Annotated in this window: 15 protein-coding genes and 1 pseudogene; 6 read left to right on the forward strand and 10 right to left on the reverse strand. The window is 38.4% G+C overall.

The genetic code is table 11. The features are described from left to right. The 4 genes and pseudogenes from FTU58_RS10385 to FTU58_RS10400 form a co-directional block, all read left to right on the forward strand. A partial coding sequence (locus FTU58_RS10385; protein WP_180062409.1) for a transposase occupies positions 1 to 218 on the forward strand: 218 nt, incomplete at its 5' end. An 88-nt stretch (positions 219 to 306) separates the two neighbouring features. Continuing rightward, positions 307 to 612 (forward strand): DUF4298 domain-containing protein, encoded by a 306-nt coding sequence (locus FTU58_RS10390; RefSeq protein WP_180062410.1) that lies wholly within the window; start codon positions 307 to 309, stop codon positions 610 to 612. A gap of 237 nt (positions 613 to 849) precedes the next feature. Continuing rightward, positions 850 to 1,050: pseudogene (locus FTU58_RS10395) on the forward strand (I78 family peptidase inhibitor); the annotation flags it as partial. Positions 1,051 to 1,238: 188 nt separating this feature from the next. Beyond that, a complete protein-coding gene (locus FTU58_RS10400; RefSeq protein WP_180062416.1) occupies positions 1,239 to 2,420 on the forward strand; it encodes an MFS transporter in 1,182 nt (393 codons plus the stop codon). 83 nt (positions 2,421 to 2,503) lie between these two features. On the opposite strand, the gene FTU58_RS10405 is transcribed toward FTU58_RS10400, so the two are convergent. Next, positions 2,504 to 3,994, reverse strand: a complete 1,491-nt coding sequence (locus tag FTU58_RS10405; protein WP_131261947.1) for an amidase — start codon at positions 3,992 to 3,994, stop codon at positions 2,504 to 2,506. A gap of 51 nt (positions 3,995 to 4,045) precedes the next feature. Beyond that, positions 4,046 to 5,479 carry a GGDEF domain-containing protein gene (locus tag FTU58_RS10410; protein ID WP_207973578.1) on the reverse strand — a complete coding sequence of 478 codons (1,434 nt, stop codon included), beginning with the start codon at positions 5,477 to 5,479 and terminating at the stop codon, positions 4,046 to 4,048. A 230-nt stretch (positions 5,480 to 5,709) separates the two neighbouring features. On the opposite strand from FTU58_RS10410, the gene FTU58_RS10415 reads away from it, so the two are divergent. Then, the gene (locus FTU58_RS10415) at positions 5,710 to 6,192 is read left to right on the forward strand and encodes a hypothetical protein (protein WP_004973490.1); all 483 of its coding nucleotides are present in this window, start codon (positions 5,710 to 5,712) and stop codon (positions 6,190 to 6,192) included. Positions 6,193 to 6,679: 487 nt separating this feature from the next. On the opposite strand, the gene FTU58_RS10420 is transcribed toward FTU58_RS10415, so the two are convergent. The 7 genes from FTU58_RS10420 to plsB form a co-directional block, all read right to left on the reverse strand. Continuing rightward, positions 6,680 to 7,966, reverse strand: a complete 1,287-nt coding sequence (locus FTU58_RS10420) for a mechanosensitive ion channel family protein (protein WP_096901601.1) — start codon at positions 7,964 to 7,966, stop codon at positions 6,680 to 6,682. A gap of 261 nt (positions 7,967 to 8,227) precedes the next feature. Then, the gene (locus tag FTU58_RS10425; protein ID WP_004973493.1) at positions 8,228 to 8,761 is read right to left on the reverse strand and encodes a DUF2058 domain-containing protein; all 534 of its coding nucleotides are present in this window, start codon (positions 8,759 to 8,761) and stop codon (positions 8,228 to 8,230) included. Between the two features lie 15 nt (positions 8,762 to 8,776). After that, entirely contained in the window at positions 8,777 to 9,451 is a 675-nt protein-coding gene (locus FTU58_RS10430; protein WP_180062411.1) for a YoaK family protein, read from the reverse strand. Positions 9,452 to 9,488: 37 nt separating this feature from the next. Beyond that, a complete protein-coding gene (gene sstT / locus FTU58_RS10435) occupies positions 9,489 to 10,685 on the reverse strand; it encodes a serine/threonine transporter SstT (protein ID WP_179994194.1) in 1,197 nt (398 codons plus the stop codon). 212 nt (positions 10,686 to 10,897) lie between these two features. Further along, entirely contained in the window at positions 10,898 to 12,622 is a 1,725-nt protein-coding gene (locus FTU58_RS10440; RefSeq protein WP_180062412.1) for a SulP family inorganic anion transporter, read from the reverse strand. A 118-nt stretch (positions 12,623 to 12,740) separates the two neighbouring features. Beyond that, entirely contained in the window at positions 12,741 to 13,052 is a 312-nt protein-coding gene (locus FTU58_RS10445) for a metalloregulator ArsR/SmtB family transcription factor (RefSeq protein WP_004973501.1), read from the reverse strand. A gap of 191 nt (positions 13,053 to 13,243) precedes the next feature. Beyond that, positions 13,244 to 15,748 carry a glycerol-3-phosphate 1-O-acyltransferase PlsB gene (gene plsB / locus FTU58_RS10450; RefSeq protein ID WP_178319045.1) on the reverse strand — a complete coding sequence of 835 codons (2,505 nt, stop codon included), beginning with the start codon at positions 15,746 to 15,748 and terminating at the stop codon, positions 13,244 to 13,246. A gap of 242 nt (positions 15,749 to 15,990) precedes the next feature. Here plsB and cysK point away from each other — a divergent pair, with 242 nt between their 5' ends. Beyond that, on the forward strand, positions 15,991 to 16,989 hold the full coding sequence (gene cysK, locus FTU58_RS10455; RefSeq protein WP_004973505.1) for a cysteine synthase A: 999 nt from the start codon (positions 15,991 to 15,993) through the stop codon (positions 16,987 to 16,989). Between the two features lie 180 nt (positions 16,990 to 17,169). On the opposite strand, the gene FTU58_RS10460 is transcribed toward cysK, so the two are convergent. After that, a complete protein-coding gene (locus FTU58_RS10460) occupies positions 17,170 to 17,778 on the reverse strand; it encodes a TetR/AcrR family transcriptional regulator (protein WP_004973506.1) in 609 nt (202 codons plus the stop codon). Positions 17,779 to 17,835 lie beyond the last annotated feature (57 nt).

Consider the following 17,835-nt stretch of genomic DNA (forward strand, 5'->3'; position numbering starts at 1 on the left):
TTCCATTGGTTCTTATTGTTGATAATGCCTCGATTCATAGAAGTAAAAAGATGGCTGATTACAGAGAGCTACTTAAAAGTAACTTTTCGACGAATTTGTATTTTATTCCAGCTTATAGCCCTGAGTTAAATCGAATCGAGATGGTATGGAAGCAGATGAAATATTATTGGCGAGATTTTCAAGTCATGACAGCTGATAAAATAGAGCAATGGGTGTAGAGAGTATCAAACCAATTCGGAAAAGAATACATGTTTACTTTTTAATGACAGCTTACGCTCATGTCATCTTAATTTTTGAATTTCAGCTATGAGTAAAAATAAAATGTACGATGCTCAAGTTTTACAGCAACAATATGAGCAATGGCATGATTTACATCGACAGATGCGAGAAGCGCAGCAAAAATGGCAAGCTGCAGAAAAGCTCTGGCAAGAATTACAGGCCTATTATCAAAGTGAACAATGGCTTGAGGACTATGAAAATGCGCCTGAACTTAGCTGCCGCGAAGGGGAATATTCTATATTATCGCAAGATACGCTATGGAATGCTTTAGAAGAGCGTCGCCAACATGCAATTGATTGGATGAAACTGAGTTTAAGTGTGATCTGCGATTAAACTTAATCCAAACTTACATCTAATTTATTTTGATCAATAAAACTATCATCACAGTTTTATTCAGTAAATTTACTGCATATTTAATCAGTTATGTTATTTTGAGTTGGTTTGAAGAAATTAAAAACGAGTATCAACATGAAAAAGTTATATAGTGTTTTGGCTGTTTTAAGTGTGGCAACTTTAGCTGCGTGTAGTAATCAGCCTATCAATGAACAAACTCAGGTGCCACAGACCATGCAAAATTGTGTCCCAGAATCTGCTGCGCAGTTAGTTGGTAAAACAGGTTTGACTGAAACACAAATTAAAGCGCTTACCCGAGCTGAAATTGTGAGAATGGTTACACCAGGTCAGCCTGTAACAATGGATTATCGTATGAATCGCGTCACTGTGGTGGTCGATCCGAAAACTAAAATTATTCTACAAGCTTCTTGCGGCTAAACAATTTTAAGAAATTTTCTCAATATTACCCTGAAAATTTGATCTGATTTTCAGGGTTTTTCGTTTTAATCAGCCAATCACTCAAAATTAAAGTACTACAGTGTTAATATATCGGTTGTCTTAAAATTTTAGATCAGGTTAGAAATGCACTTATTTATGTGTTTGAAAAATCAAGGAAATATACATTGATGCAAGCCTTGAATATATCGACACGTTTAGGTGGATTCTACTTTTTCTACTATGCAATTGTTGGGACGTTTTTGCCTTTTTGGAGCCTGTACTTAGAAGATCAAGGCTTTAATTATCAGGAAATTGGTGTTTTATCTTCCATTGCCATTTTAACGCGCTTTTTCGCGCCTTTTATTTGGGGATGGATTGCCGATAAATCAGGCAAACGGATGCTTTTGGTACGCATCGCAACTTGGATGGAAGCCAGCATTTGGTTGCTGATTTTTATTGTTCCGAATAGCTTTCAGTCTGTTGCATTACTCATGCTGATTTTTAGCTTTTTCCAAAATGCAATTTTGGCACAATTTGAAGGCGTGACTTTGTTTTGGTTGGGCGAGAAACGTGCAGAACTCTATGGCAAAGTGCGAAAATGGGGTTCTATAGGCTTTATTGTCGGGGTTTTTGGCATAGGTGCTATTTTAGAAATTATACCAATCTCCATGTTACCGATGTTGCTACTCAGTATTTCTTTACTGGCACTTCTATGGTCGTTCAGTATTCAAGAACCAAGCACCGCACCCATTGCACAAAAACAACTTGAACCCTTATTGCCCATTTTAAAGCGCCCAGTGGTCTATTCATTTTTTATTATTGAATTGGTTTTGCTGTTTTCGCATGCACCATTTTATAGTTTTTATAGTAATTTTTTAAGTCAGGCAGGATTTAGCACAAGTCAGATCGGTTTATTGTGGTCTGTCGGGGTGGTTGCTGAAATCATTATGTTTGCCTATGCGAGTTTGTTTTTAAAGCGTTGGTCTTGGCGTTCACTGGTTGCCGTATGTTTAATTTTAACAGGCTTACGTTGGGTGATAGTTGGTTTATTTCCATCCATATTTTTTGCACATTTTTTTGCACAAAGCATCCATGCCTTTAGTTTTGGATTATTTCATATCATTGCCATGCGGGTGATTTTTCAAAACTTTTCTGCAGGGCAACAAGGTCGTGGGCAAGCACTTTACAGTACCATGTGGGGTTTAGGTGTTGCACTGGGGAGTATTTTGGCAGGGCATTATTGGGATATTGTTTCAGGCGAATGGATTTTTATTTTTGCAGGATTATCTACACTCGTTGGTCTGTGTTTTATTTGGGGATTGCCAAAGCAATTAGAATCGCAGTCAATGTCGAGTGATACCAAAGCCTAGTTGGTAATAGCGTTCTTTTATCAAAAATAGAAGCAAGCAACGTTGGATTAGCATAGTTTGCTTGCTTCTTACTCATTGCTACATCAAATACGGATTTTAGCGTATTGATGCCACCACGGTTGAGCCGTTTCAAGTTGTGCAGCCAGTTGTAAAAGCACATCTTCACGTGCAAAAGGCGCAATAAACTGCGAACCCAATGGTAAGTTATCTTTATTCCAATACAATGGCACAGACATTGCTGGCAGCCCAGTAATATTGGCAAGTTGAGTAAATGGCACCCATTTTAGGTTTTCTTTGACAATGCGATCGACCAATTTACCTTGCGCTAACCAATGTGCTTTACCTGCATGTAATAGTGTTTTTAAAATTGGTTTTTGCCATGCAGGAGTTTTAACTTCGCCATTTTTTGGTGCAACTGAGGCAGTTGCAGGGATGAGGTATAAATCATAACGCTCAAAGAATTGATTCATTTGCGCGACATATACCCCCCAATTATTCAAATTACGAATGTAATCTACTGACGTGGTTTTTGCGCCAAAGGCAGCCAAAGCCAAAGAGTCGAGCTCAAAATTATCGGAATGATTTGGCAGGCGAGTTTGAATTTCAGCAATTAAATAAGCAAATTGGCTAAACCATGTGGTAATAAAATCTTTGGCCAATTGCATACCATCAATAGCCGGACGGTCTTCAACAACTTCATGCCCTAAAGATTCTAAAAGCTGTACGGTTTTTTGAATGGCATTGATCGCATCTTGTGAAACAGCTGTACCAATCGGAGATTGGGTCGAATATGCGATTCTTAATTTTTTTGGCGCTTGCTGAATTGCATCTAAATAACTGCGTTCAGGAGCTTCAATTTTGAAAAGTGAATGACCATCTGCGCCATGCGTTGCATCGAGCATTGCCGCACTGTCACGTACACTTTTACTTAAAATATGTTGCATCGCTGCACCATGCATGGCTTCACTGAGTTGTGGCCCCCACGGGGTGCGTCCACGACTTGGTTTTAAACCAAACAAACCACAGTAAGACGCAGGAATACGAATTGAACCACCGCCATCACTTGCCCCTGCAATCGGCACAATACCTGCCGCAACTGCAGACGCAGAACCACCAGAAGAACCACCACTATTGTGTTTCAAATTCCATGGATTTTTACATGCACCCCAAGCATCTGGCTCGGTTATCCCTTTAATCCCAAATTCAGGCGTGTTGGTACGTCCAAAGGTAACGATTCCGCTATTTTCCCAACGATTTACAATTTCTGCATTTTGTTCTGCAAGATGATGCGCACGTTTTAAACCCTGACAACCAAATGAAGTCGGATAGCCTGCATATTGTTGAAATAAGTCTTTGACTAAAAAGGGCACACCTGCAAATGGGCCTGTTAATTTTGTTTGTGTGCGCTGCCGTGCATGTTCATGCATAGGAATAATAATGGCATTTAATTGTGGATTGGTTTGTTCAGCACGTTGTAACGCAATATCTAATAATTCTGAGGCCTGAACATCCTTTTTGGCAACCAGCTCTGCCAAGCCTAAAGCATCATATTGGAGGTATTCTGCAAGTTTCATTTCAATCCTGAAAATCTGTATTGTCAAATTGATGTTGTATGCTATTTTTGTTTAAGAAGCAAGAATGACCCGATTACGACCTTGCATTTTTGCCTGATATAGCGCCTGATCTGCCTGAATAATTAAATCTTGTAAAGGGAGATTGGTGGGTAAGTGTGTATGTGACACGCCCATGCTTACTGTAAAATGAATGGGTTCAAGGTTTTCTAAATTTAACGCTTGATGTTCAATACACATACGAATACGTTCTGCAATGCGTTGAGTTTTATTTAAGTTATTATTGTTCAGCAAAATAATGAACTCTTCACCACCAATGCGACAAAATAAATCGTGATCACGTAAATTGCTTTTAACGATGTTAGAGAGATGTTGCAAAGCACGGTCACCGACATAATGCCCATATTGATCATTCATTTTTTTAAAATCGTCGATATCTAACATAATTAAAGACAATGAATGATTGTTTTTATGCTTTAAAGCTTTTTCACTTAACTGAGTAAAACTACGGCGGTTCAGTGTTTCGGTTAAACTGTCATGATTTGCCAAATACAATACTTCTCTATACAACTGATTTCGGTTTTGGCTAATCACACATAAAATTAACGTGGCAAGACCTAAAATAATTAAACCCACACGAATAGAAATAATGGTGGTTAAATAACTCGAATTCACTTGATCTATAAACAAGCCTGTGACGCTGTGATACAGAGTTAAACAGACCAAGCTATTAATCAGTGCCAAATTAAAAAGTTGATAGCTGGCAGCTGCCCAAATTAATGCAGCCAATGGATACAACAATGCACCTGGTCCATAAAAAATATGGGTGCAGGCGATAGAGATCAGTAATGCAAAAAAGGGCAAGATATCCTGAATTTGAGTTTCTTTAGCATATTGATTATTTATAAGTTTTTTGAATTTAGACCAGCCTGGGGCAGCCAAAATTAAAGGTAAGACAATTACCGCATTTAAAATTTCACCAGACCACCAAGTAAAAAAATCAATCCAACGATTTTCTTTTAACATAAAGGTGTGCGGCAAATTTGGCAGCAGAAGAATGGCAAATAAAGCCCCAAAGAAACAGCCTAAAGTTACAGCAATAATATGTGGATATAGCTCTGACACATTATTATTGCTCGCTGGAAGTTTAGCGCGGGCAAAATTAAAGAAAAACAACCCACTAAAAACAGCTACAAAGTTGGAAAGCGTTAAACCTAGCGTCATCAGGAAAGTATTGTCTGTGACCAAATCGGCGCCCATATAGCCAAAAAAAGCACCCAAAATTCCACCAAAACTTTTTAAAGATGGAAAGCGAATGAGTAGCCCCAACAAGAGGGCGTTGCTTGGCCAAAAAAAAGAAAAGTAGCTAAGTGGGCGAGTAAAAATACCCAATAAACAAGAAAAAAATACCACAACGGCTAGCAGTCCAAAGGCAAATATTTGCTTTTGAGTCGAAGATATAGTTTGCGGTATGCTAAAGTTTTGCAAGTACTAAACTCACTTTTGCAATGGGTTGATAATTAAGAAAAAAACTTGAATGAGTGTGACGTTCACAACAGAAAGGCGATCATATCAAATAACCATTACCTACAAAGTCGATTAAATGTAAACTAAGTCACATTTTCGTTAAATAAAATTGTTGTCTTATGTTTATGCTTGCAGATTTGGATTAAAAATATGCTAAGTTGTCTAAACGGTTTATATCTTTAAATAAATGTATGAAAAAAATATATCTAACCACAGTTTTAAGCTTATGTTCTGTCTGCGCGATTGCGAATGAAAATACAACAATAGATTCAGCCAAGTTAACGCCAGTAGCAGCAGAAACGACCAATAAATTTCGTGTGGTGACCCGTCCAGAAATTGTGGGGCTGTGGGGCATGCAAATCCCAAATAATCGTAAATGTATTGAATATTACAACTTTAAAAGTAATAGCGATGTGGTGATTAAAAGCGGTCAAGAATGGTCTGCAGGTGTATATGATTATCAACCTTCACAAGACCCTGCAAATTCGTTACCGGCTTTAATTTTGCAAGTTAAATATGACAATAATGAAGTGGATTGTTCTGGATATCAGGAAGACCAAACAGGGGACATTTCACAATATTTTGTAAAATGGAAAAATGCGCACACCATTAATTTCTGTAGTAATGAAAAAGCAGAACAATGTTTTGCGACGTTGTACCGCGTCCTGCCTTAAACTTTTCATTATTTGGTCTATTAGAGATCTTTTATAAACTCGTACCCCTCATCCTGTAGCGCGTGTATTGATCATCTAGAGCGCTAAAGCACAAAAGTAGTGAATTTCAATCTTTCATTAGACGAATTATTGATGATCATTTTTCGAATCCAGAATCAATTAACAAGAGCGACACATTTTAGTGAGTTGAAAAGTTAGGTGAATTCTTAGAATCATTAGACTTTTTCAACCGGCAATGACCTTATTACATAAATTTGGAGCAAGCTGTGATTTAAAGGTTTGAGGAAATTTAAATATAATTAAAACATAGTGTTAGATATTTGTTTCAACAAAGCTCTTACAAATAAGACTTTATTTTCTCTTATTCATATACGAGTGTACGAGTGCATTTTAATTTAATGAAAATTTTATCGTCTTGCTGAAAATAAAAACGGCTACTGAGCCATGCAAGCATTTTGCGACACATGGCTCAGCAATAAATCCATAATTATGCCTCGTCAATTTCTAAAGGATTTAGACTTTGGACAGAACTTGCTTTAAATGGTGCAGCAATTTGCTTTAAATCTGAACCCGATGGGGCTTGATACACTTTTAAGCCAAACTCCGGAATAATTGCCAGCAAATGATCAAAAATATCGGATTGAATACTTTCATATTCTTTCCATGCAGTGGTTTTGGTAAAGGCATAAATTTCTAGTGGTAAACCTTCACTGCTTGGCTGTAGTTGACGAATAATCAATGACTGAGATTGATTAATGCCAGGATGCTGTTTCAGATAAAATTCAACATAGGCACGGAACGTCCCTAAATTGGTTAAACGGCGTTGGTTGTATTGTGATTGATTTGCTAACTGCTGATTAAACTGCTCAATTTCTTCATTTTTGCTATGTAAATATTGATCCAATAACAAAAACTCTTTAAGTTTGCTTTGTTCATGTTCAGTCATAAAGTGCACAGAACTTTGATCAATTAAAATGGCACGTTTAATACGTCGGGCACCAGCTTCCTGCATGCCACGCCAGTTTTTAAAGGTATCGGTAATGAGTTTATTGGTTGGAATAGTGGTCAGGGTTTTATCCCAGTTTTGCACGGTGACTGTATGTAATGACATATCAATGACATCACCATCGGCATTTAAAGAAGGCATTTCAATCCAGTCACCAATCCGTACCATATCGTAGGAAGAAATTTGTACCGAAGCCACTAGAGATAAAATGGTATTTTGGAAAACCAACATCAAAACAGCAGCCATCGCACCAAAACCTGCGAGTAAGGTAAACACATCTTTTTTCAGGAAAGTGCCTAAAATCATGAGGGCACAGACCACATAAATAATGAGTTTAACTAACTGCAAATAGCCCTTAATTGGCTTGTTGCGTGACTTAGGGTTGCGTTGATAGAACAGGTTAAAAATATTTAAAAATTCAGAAATTGCCAATGCAATGGTCAGGAATATAAAGGCTTGCGCACCCATTTGCACAAAGCTTTCTACTTTATCTGACAAATGCGGTACGGTGGTGATGCCGTTCATAATCACGACAGCTGGGACAATGTTGGCAATACGTCGGATGACACTATGCTGTGAAATAATTTCACTATTGGCAAAGGTCATTTTAGAAATCAGTTTGCGAATCCCGCGCACTACAATTTGCTTGGCAATAAAGTTGGCTAAAATTGCCAGTAGAATCACAATACTGAGTGAGGTCAGCATTTCTAACCAAGGGTATTGGTTATACCATTCCTGAATATTTTGAATAAAATTAAATTCTTGCAAAAGGTCCTCGCTTTAAGGTTGCTGATTTTCGTCTGCACGGCACTTAGAATTTTGGCCTGCAATTCACCTTAATTCTTCATTGATGTATGAAATTGTTAGATAGTGTATCGACTAAAGTTTAAATTTGAAGGCTGAGTAACTTTTTGCTACATTTCAATTATTTGTTTTTACTGAAAGTTTTCAATCAAGTTGCAGTCATAATAAAAAAGCCAGTACAGATACTGGCTTTGAATAGATACCTAGCATAAATACTTGCGTGATCTACCACATTAAATCATCTGGAATCACATAGGCTGCGTATGGATCTTCTTCATCTGTCGTGGCTTCATTTTTCTCGGCATTATTGACAATAATAAAGCCTTCCATTTTGCTATTAATACGTTCAGCTAAAGCTTTAGGCAGGAACGCATAACTGTCATTTTCTTTGGCAATCACCAAACTACCTGCCACGAGTGCATTGTAAATTTGTTGATTGATATACACTTTTTTAATCTTGCCATCTAAAAACTGATAAGCCACTTCACCATCGGTATCACGAATTTTATGCTGCTGAATCATTTGCATAATTGCTGCTTTCAGTTCTTTTTCCTGTAAAGCGGCTTTCTTTTCTTGCTCAATAGCTTGGTCTTTGGCGAGTTTTTCTTGCTGTGCCTGTGCAATTTTGGCTTTCACTTCAGCATCTTTACTTTCACCTGTGCGCTGTTCGTGTAAGGTTTGTTTAGACAGTTTTTTTGCTTTTTTATTATCCACTAAACCCGCTTTGAGCAATTGTGCCTGTAGTGCATTTTTAACCATGATAATTTCCGAAACTTAATGTTGAAGATGTCGATAGCGAAAATAAATAATCCAATACACCAAACTCAAACTTAGGCTGAGTCCTGCAGGTACCAGAAAAGAATTCAGTTTAAATGTAGGATAAATGGCTGCAGCGAGTAATCCACCCACAAAGAAACCAATTAAAATCAGTAGGTGTAAAACAATACGCCTTTTTTCAACTTGTAAGCCCCGCACTCGATAACCGAGAGCTAAGCCTAAATCGGTCAATACCCCAGATAAATGTGTGGTGCGGATGATGGTGCCTTTATAGTAGCTGATCATGGCATTTTGTATGCCCATGACAACCGATGCCCAAAGCAGGGCATAACGTGGGAAATAAGGCAATAATGCCCAGCAGATTAAAATAAAAAATGCCACCAAACTCATGGGCAAACCATAACGACGCCCTAAGCGAAAATTGCTATTTCCTAAAATGACGCCGCTATAAAATGAGCCAATCACATAGCACAAAATCACCAGAAACAAGAAAATCATGGCTTCTGGTTTCCAGTCGATTAGCGCCATCGCCAAGATACTAACGTTACCAGTCATGTGCGAAACGGACTGGTGCAATACGGTCACCAATCCGAGTACGTTAATAATTCCAGCATTGACGGCTAGAAAAAAAGCACCAAATTGCACCCAAAGGGGTAAAGTTTGAAAAGGCATAATGGATGATTGCGTAAGTTTCCTAACGCATTGTATCTTAACTCAAACCACGGTCAACCGCAGTAGTAAATAGCACATCGGTAGATGAGTTAAGTGCAGTTTCGGTTGAATCTTGCAATACGCTAATGACCATACCAATTGCAACAACTTGCATGGCAATATCTGAAGAAATACCAAATAAGCCACACGCTACAGGAATCAGCAGTAACGAGCCGCCCGCAACGCCTGAAGCACCACAGGCCGACACCGTTGCAACCACAGATAAAATCAGCATGGTGCTAAAATCGACAGAAATTCCTAAAGTATTTACCGCAGCTAAGGTCAAAACGGTAATGGTGACCGATGCGCCTGCCATGTTAATTACTGCACCTAACGGAATTGCAACACTCGCGGTTGATTCCTGTACGCCTAAACGCTTGGCTAAGTCTAAATTGACAGGGATATTGGCTGCAGAACTACGGGTAAAGAAAGCAGTAATGCCACTTTCGCGTAAGCATTGAAAAACTAAAGGATAAGGATTGCTGCGGGTCACAAATGCCACCATGATTGGGTTGATGACCAACGCGACAAAGAACATCGTACCTAACAAGACTGCCAATAATTGAGCATAACTGGCTAAGGTGCTCAAGCCTGCATCGGCAAATGTCACGGCAACCAAGCCAAAAATACCGAAAGGCGCAAAGTTAATCACCAAGCGAATAACGCGATTGACTGCATTGGCTGCATCATTCAACAATGCTTTGGTGGACTCTGTAGCATGGCGGAAGGCAATCCCTAAAGCCACAGCCCAAGCCAAAATACCAATAAAGTTGGCTTCGGCAATGGCAACTACAGGGTTAGCAACAAAACTAAGTAAAAGATTTTTCAAAATTTCAGCAAGACTGCCCGGCGGGGTTAATTCTGACTGTGTTGCAACATCTAAAAATAATGTACTTGGGAAAAGCGTACTTGCAATAACTGCACTGAGCGCAGCCAAGAACATACCAATCGCATACATCAGCATAATCGGTTTGATATAGGCATTGCTGCTTCCAATTTTAAAATTGGCAATCGATGCCATGACCAAAATAAAGACTAAAATTGGCGCAACAGACTTCAGGGCTTTAATAAATATATCACCCAAAAGGCTTAAATAGGGCGCAGATTCTGGAAATAAAATTGCAACAGCCACACCGAGTACAATTGCAATCATAATTCGGGAGACTAAACTCAAACGCAAAAAAGCTGAAAACATACGAAAACAAGGTTAAAGAAAAGCGGCTATTTTATACTGAAATATCCATGTGCTTAAAAATAATTTTTATATAAAAATTAAGTCTATATTTTTAAAAGTGATATTTATTAAACTACTTAAATTTCAGCAAGATAAAAGTACTCTTTGATCAAAAAGCATGTGTGTTGAGCATCCAGTTTTAAAGATAAAATTAAAGATCAATTTCTTGATCTTTAAGTCAGTTCAGGCGCAAGCTCTTGCATGGCTAAATAATGTGACAAATAAACTTTTCCATTTAAATGCTGCAAAAGTTTTGAGTGTTGTAATTTGTCCATTACCGGGCCTTTAATTTCTGAAAAATGCAGACAAATATTCAATTTTTTTAGTTCAAGATTTAAATCTTCCAGCATTTCGAGTGCGCTTAAATCAATACTGCTAATACTCGAACAATTCACCACTACATGCTTTAACTGAGGGTTTTGGCTGACTTGATTAATAAAAAAGCCTTTTAAAGTATTGGCATTTAAAAAGGTTAGATTTTCATCAATTCGCATGGATAGCACGTGTGGCGCGGTACGCACTTGATGCCGCTGAATATTACGAAAATGTTGTGTGCCTTCAAGTAAACCAATTACCGCAATATGTGGTCGGCTAATACGCCACAACATTAGAATAAAGGTGGACACAATCCCAATAATTAAACCTGTCGAAATATCAATCAATATGACGCCAAAGAACGTCACCCACATGGCCAGACCATCGGCTTTGGAATAACGCCAAGTTTCTTTAAAAGATTGGAACTCGACCAGTTTCCAAATTGAAACAATAATGGTTGCAGCCAAAACAGCCAGTGGTAAGTCTTGGAAAAATCCCGTGAAGTATAAACTGACAATAACAATCACGATGGAGGTAAATACACCTGCCATTGGTGTTTTTGCACCTGCATCGGCATTGACCACGGTACGCGACAAACTGCCTGTGACGGGAAAAGAGGAGCTAACACCTGCGCCAAAATTGGCTAAACCGAGTGCAATCAGTTCCTGATTGCTATTTAAGTGACTACGTTGTTGTAAGGCGGTGGCTTGCGCAATAGACAGAGATTCCACAAAACTGATCATGGCAATCATGGCTGCGCCAGGAAGGAGTTGTAGAACAAGTTGTGCATTCCATTCAGGGAATTGAATAGGCGGAAATCCTGAAGGAATTTCTCCGACTGTTTTAATGCCGATTTGTTGCAAATGCAATGAATAAACCAAAGCAATTGAACCGATCACCAATACCAATGGCAAGGCTTTTAAGATAAAGCCGCTACCTCGAACACGCTCACGAATGGCATTACTGTTGATGATTTTAGGGGCATAAATTAGAAATAAAATGGCAGCAACACCCAAGAGCACGCTATAAAAATGGGTTTGTCCCACATATTTCCAAAAGCTGTATAAGAACTCAGGTAAGTTATTGGCTTTAAGGGGGATGTCTAACACAAATTTAAGCTGTCCAATCGCAATCATTAATGCAGAGGCAATAATGAAGCTTTTAATAACAGGATGGCTAATGAGTTGAATTAAAAAACCGAAACGAAAAACACCTAAAAGTAGTGAAATAATGCCGACCATCAGGGCAAGTAAACAAGCTGCTTGAATATAAGCTGCCGAGCCGACTTCAAATAAAGGATTGAGCGTCGCAAAGGTCATCATAGAAATAATGGCGACTGGGCCAATGGACAAGGTTGGGCTGCCACCAACCAAGGCGTACATGATCATGGGGATCACGCTCGCGTATAAACCCATGACAGGAGGCAAACCTGCAAGCATGGCATAGGCCATTCCTTGAGGTACCAACATGGCAATGACAATAAACGCAGACAGCAGATCAGATTTCAATGTTTCTGCATTGTATTTTCGCAGCCATTGCCAAGCAGGTAGTACACGAGCCAAACGTGAATTGAAATCTGACATACTGAAATCTAAATCATAAATTTAGATATATTATGAACAAAAAATGCTAAGAAGTCTTTGAAATAGCAGGAGAGTATTCAAGTTTTATGGTGATGCCTGATAATACAGGCATTATCATTTAGACCTGCGGGCAATAAAGTGCATAGAGGGTATTAAGTACCTGCACCATTTTTTCATCTTTAATTGAATAAAAAATTTGCTTGCCATCACGGCGGGTATTCACCACATCACTTTTACGCAGCATCATTAATTGTTGCGATAAAGTAGGCTGATGAATTTGAGTTATTTCTTCAATTTGCGATACGTTTAATTCTTGTTGAGATAAATGACAAAGAATTAAAAGACGGTCACTATTCGCCAAAGATTTTAAAATTCCAACAACGGTATCCGCAGATTCACGCATTGATGTGATTTCAAGACCATCGTTCATTGTTTTATTCTCTTAATTTACAGCTAACCCAATATATATTAGGCGGGAGTGGAAGATAAATTATATAACATAAATCATTATTTATATATGAGAACAAGTATCATTTAAGAAAAGATATCAGCCAATCATAAATAATGGGCTGATATTCTAATCAAAAAATTGATAAAAAAGTGGCTGAGTTACAATAAAACCTATTTTTTCACTTGTTCAAAACTTTTTAATTCTTTCTCACTAAATTCACTCGATGCAGCTAACAATTCGTGAATTTCTGGGTTATACCAAGCAAAGTATTCCGACATTTTTGCACTAAAAGTATCATCTAGGCTTATCTGCGTAGCATTGTGTTGCAACAAGGCTTGCTGATCTAAACTGCTGATAAAACTTTTTAAGGTGGCACTATCAAAATAATATGCAGACTTAAATTGTGCAGAATCTGCAGCGCGTTGTAATACGGTTTTGGTCATTTTTTCCAAAACTTTCAGATTTAAAGGGATGTGTGCGCTATAACGCTGCAAAAGCCCTTGAATCAATACGAAATTATTTAAACTTGGTTTTGCCAGTTCAGCTAAGGCATAGAGTTCATGCTGTGTAGCTGGGTTCGGCTGTAATTGCAGATTTGCTTCTGTAACCCAATTTTGCTGAATAAAGTACGCCACAATTTTTTCGATTTCTTGAGAAAGTTCTTGCGCCGTCCATGCCAAGAAAAACTCTTGCTTCAAATATGGATAAATCGCCTGCAGTTTTTGCATTAAATCTGCGCATGATAATGCTAAATTTTGTTCATTAAACTGCTGCACAATTAATGCTACACACGCAGGCAAAATAAAGCAGTGCAAAATATTATTGCTAAAATAGCTCAATAAGATTTTTTGGCTTTCTGCGACTCGAATCTGTTCTACACCATCTTGGTTATAACGCTCAACTTGTTTAAGTTTTAGCGCATATTCAATAATTTCTTGTGGATTTAAACCCGTAATAATCATACGTGGGTCGTAGCACAATTGTTTGAGCAAACGTCGATATTGTTCAATTCGGGCGAGCAGCTCATCTTGTTTCAATGCATGCTGATCGGCATTTAATAAAATCAGAGAGATGAGGGCGATTGGGTTAATCACCACCGCTTTATTGATATTTTCCAAGATTGCATGCGCAGTATGATCTACCGTGTGAATCACAGAGGTCGGTAGTTCATCATTTATGTTCAGTTTTACATCGCGTGCTTGGTTGGCAGTTAAAACATCATCTAAAAATACAGGTTCGCCAAAGTTGACATAGACCTGACCAAAGACTTTTTCAATTTTACGGGCAGAGTTTAAAATACCCCATAAAGATTCGGCTTCTTTCGGTTTGCCGTTTAATTCATTTAAATAAGATGTGCCTTCAATCAGTTTTTCATAACCAAAATACGTTGGAATAAATGCAATTGGTTTGGTTGCTCCGCGTAAATGGCTTTGAATGGTCATCGACAACATGCCTTTTTTCGGCGGTAACAATAAACCTGTACGTGAGCGTCCACCTTCAATGAAGTATTCGAGTGGGGTGTTGCGTGACAATAAACTGTGTAAATATTCTTTAAATACCGAGGTGTATAATTCATTGCCGCTGAAAGTACGGCGAATAAAATACGCACCTGCACCACGCATTAATTGACCCACAATTGGTAAATTTAAATTAATACCTGCTGCAATATGCGGCACCATCAAGCCACGATTAAAAATCACATAAGACAGCAACAAATAGTCGATGTGGCTACGATGACAAGGGGTATAGACGATTTCATAGTCTTTGGCGAGTTCGCGTACCGTGTCAAAGTGATGCACTTCAATGCCATCATAGAGCTGTGTCCAAAGCTTGGTCAGTGCCAGTTCAGCAAAACGCAAAGTCGAATAAGAAAAGTCCGATACAATTTCAGTTAAATAGCTTTTAGCACGGTTTTCTGCTTCAAACATACTGACTTTTTGTTCGATACTTTCTTTACGAATAGCTTGTTGTACTGCTTCACTTTTCATCAACGCATGAATCAAATTACGGCGGTCAGATAAGTCTGGGCCTAAAATCGCTTCTTTGTGTTGATTAAAATTGTGTTCCAGATGTTGCTCAATAAAGTGCGCAGGCGATAAGTGTGGTTGTTGTTGTGTGGCTTGTTCAATAAGCTGACGTAAGGAAATTGCTTTATGAAACTCGATGTAGTTATCACGTGAATAGAGCGAAATATTAATGGTTTGTTTAAGCTTGTTTGGCGTAGACCATGCATCGGCAAATAATGCTTTAAACCAAGAGTCTTCGTATTCGGGTGAACGTCCCCAAAGTACAGTTACGGGAACTAACAACACATCATGTTCAGGATGTTGCTCTAAGGTTTCAATGAGTCGAATCAATTTAGCAGAGTAGTGATAAGCACTGTGCTGTGGGTTTTTCTCACGCAAGACCAAAATGGAATCGTCTTCCTGATGCTCAGCAATGTTTAAAGGCGCATACACAGAAGGTAAACCACGAGATTGCGTCTGCTGATCAATCAATACGGTATTGCTGAGAGAGGCATCTTGCAGCACATAACAAAATTGTGTTTTTTCAGAGCTTTGTGCAACACGATGTTCTAATTCTGCAGTCGTGCCTAATACTTGTGGCGTCACAATCTTATCTAAGATTTTTTTAGTGAAATTACGATAAAGCTGACTGTAACGTTTATTAGACATTGCATTCCCTACATTTTGTTATGTGTTGCTATTGTCAAAAAATAAATAGCGAATTTCAAACCCAAGTGCCGAGAAAATCGACAATTAAACTGAGGTCGTCATCTCTTTATTCTAATTCGCATTTTGTTGAAAGCTAATCATATTTTTGTATAAAACAATTTTCGTGAAACATCGGCAAAAATTTTATAAAAAGGTATGATAATTTAAATTTTGTTTATATAGATATAACTTAGGGAATAATCATGACCACAGATGCAGCTTTTTCAACACCAGCAAATTTAGGGATTGCCGTATATAGCAATAATGCAGAAGCGATTGGTAACACGCCATTGGTACGCATTAACCGTTTAATTTCTGGCGATGCAACGGTTTTAGCCAAAGTGGAAAGCCGTAACCCTGCATTTTCTGTGAAATGCCGTATTGGTGCTGCTTTAATTGCCGATGCTGAAAAACGTGGCGTGTTAAAAGCAGGTATGCATATTGTAGAACCGACCAGCGGTAATACAGGAATCGCTTTGGCATTTGTAGCTGCAGCAAAAGGTTATGAGATTACACTAACGATGCCTGCAAGCATGAGTATTGAGCGCCGTAAGGTGTTGAAAGCGTTGGGTGCAAATTTGGTGCTGACTGAGCCTGCAAAAGGTATGAAAGGCGCGGTGGATGAAGCAGAGCGTTTGGCAACCGAACATCCTGAAACTTATTATTTGCCGCAGCAGTTTAATAACCCTGCCAATCCGCAAATTCATGAAGAAACCACAGGCCCAGAAATTTGGGCAGCAACAGGCGGCAAGGTCGATATTCTTGTTGCAGGTGTAGGTACAGGCGGTACGATTTCTGGTATTTCGCGTTATTTCAAAAAGGTAAAAGGTCAGGCATTGCATACTGTTGCAGTCGAGCCTGCTGAATCTCCAATTATCGCTCAGGCCAAGCGTGGTGAAGCCATTACGCCTGCACCACATAAAATTCAGGGGATTGGCGCTAACTTTATTCCAAAAAACCTAGATTTAGATTTGGTGGATGAAGTGATTGCGATTGAAAGTGCTGAAGCAATTGACTGGGCGCGTAAAACAGCAACCCAAGAAGGTATTTTAGTCGGTATTTCAAGTGGTGCAGCAATGGCTGCTGCTGCAAAATTGGCGGCACGTCCTGAAAATGCAGGTAAAAATATTGTGGTGATTTTACCTGACAGTGGTGAGCGTTATTTATCTTCAGTATTATTTGAAGATATTAGTGCAGAATGATGTGTCTTTAGACAGTCAAAAGAATTTGAAAAATCCCAAAGTTTGAACTTTGGGATTTTTTATTTAGAGAATAAATTTATGAGGTGAGTTAATACGTTCTGAAAAGCAAATTTCTTTCTACTTAGACGCTAATATTTAGCGGGATCAGCAATGAATCCAACGAAGCTAACTATGTAAAAATCAAACAATCGCAGATACTTTATCTGGCGTCATCAGTGCTTGATTAATATATAGCTTGATTAAGCGTTCACGTGACCCAATAGCTTTTTGATAATGGGTAGAATTGAGTAATAACGACGCACCATAAGTTACTGTCCAAATATAAGACAGATAATCACGGATCGACATCGCGCTGTTAAAGGACTCTAAATAGGCTTGGGTGATGTCCTTAATTTCTAAAATACGCTGCTCACGAATATCGTATAACTGTTCAAACAATTCATTTAGTTTACGTTCATTATTGGTTAAGCGTTCTTCAATTGAGTGCAGCAAAATCGTACGGTTGGAATTAAGCATGTTATACAGCATGTACTGCGAAACATAAGTTTGAAAGTTATGGTGATACTGTTTGGAAATATCCAATAAACGCTGTTCATTTAAAATAATTAACTCTAAATAGAGCTGATTTTTACTTTTGAAATATTTATAAATTGTGCCTTTGGCAATATCTAACTCTGCAGCCAACTCACTTAATGTAATATCATTATGATTTTCCAGTAATAAAACCTCAGCCATTGCCAAAATTTTCTCTTTACGACGTCGGAAATTTTCTTGGCGTAGAGTCGTCATCAATCAATATTCCAATTACAACCAATTAAGCATGTTGGAGTCTAGTGCAGTTTGAGC

The organism is Acinetobacter sp. YH12120, assembly GCF_013418795.1.
Lineage (GTDB): Bacteria > Pseudomonadota > Gammaproteobacteria > Pseudomonadales > Moraxellaceae > Acinetobacter > Acinetobacter towneri.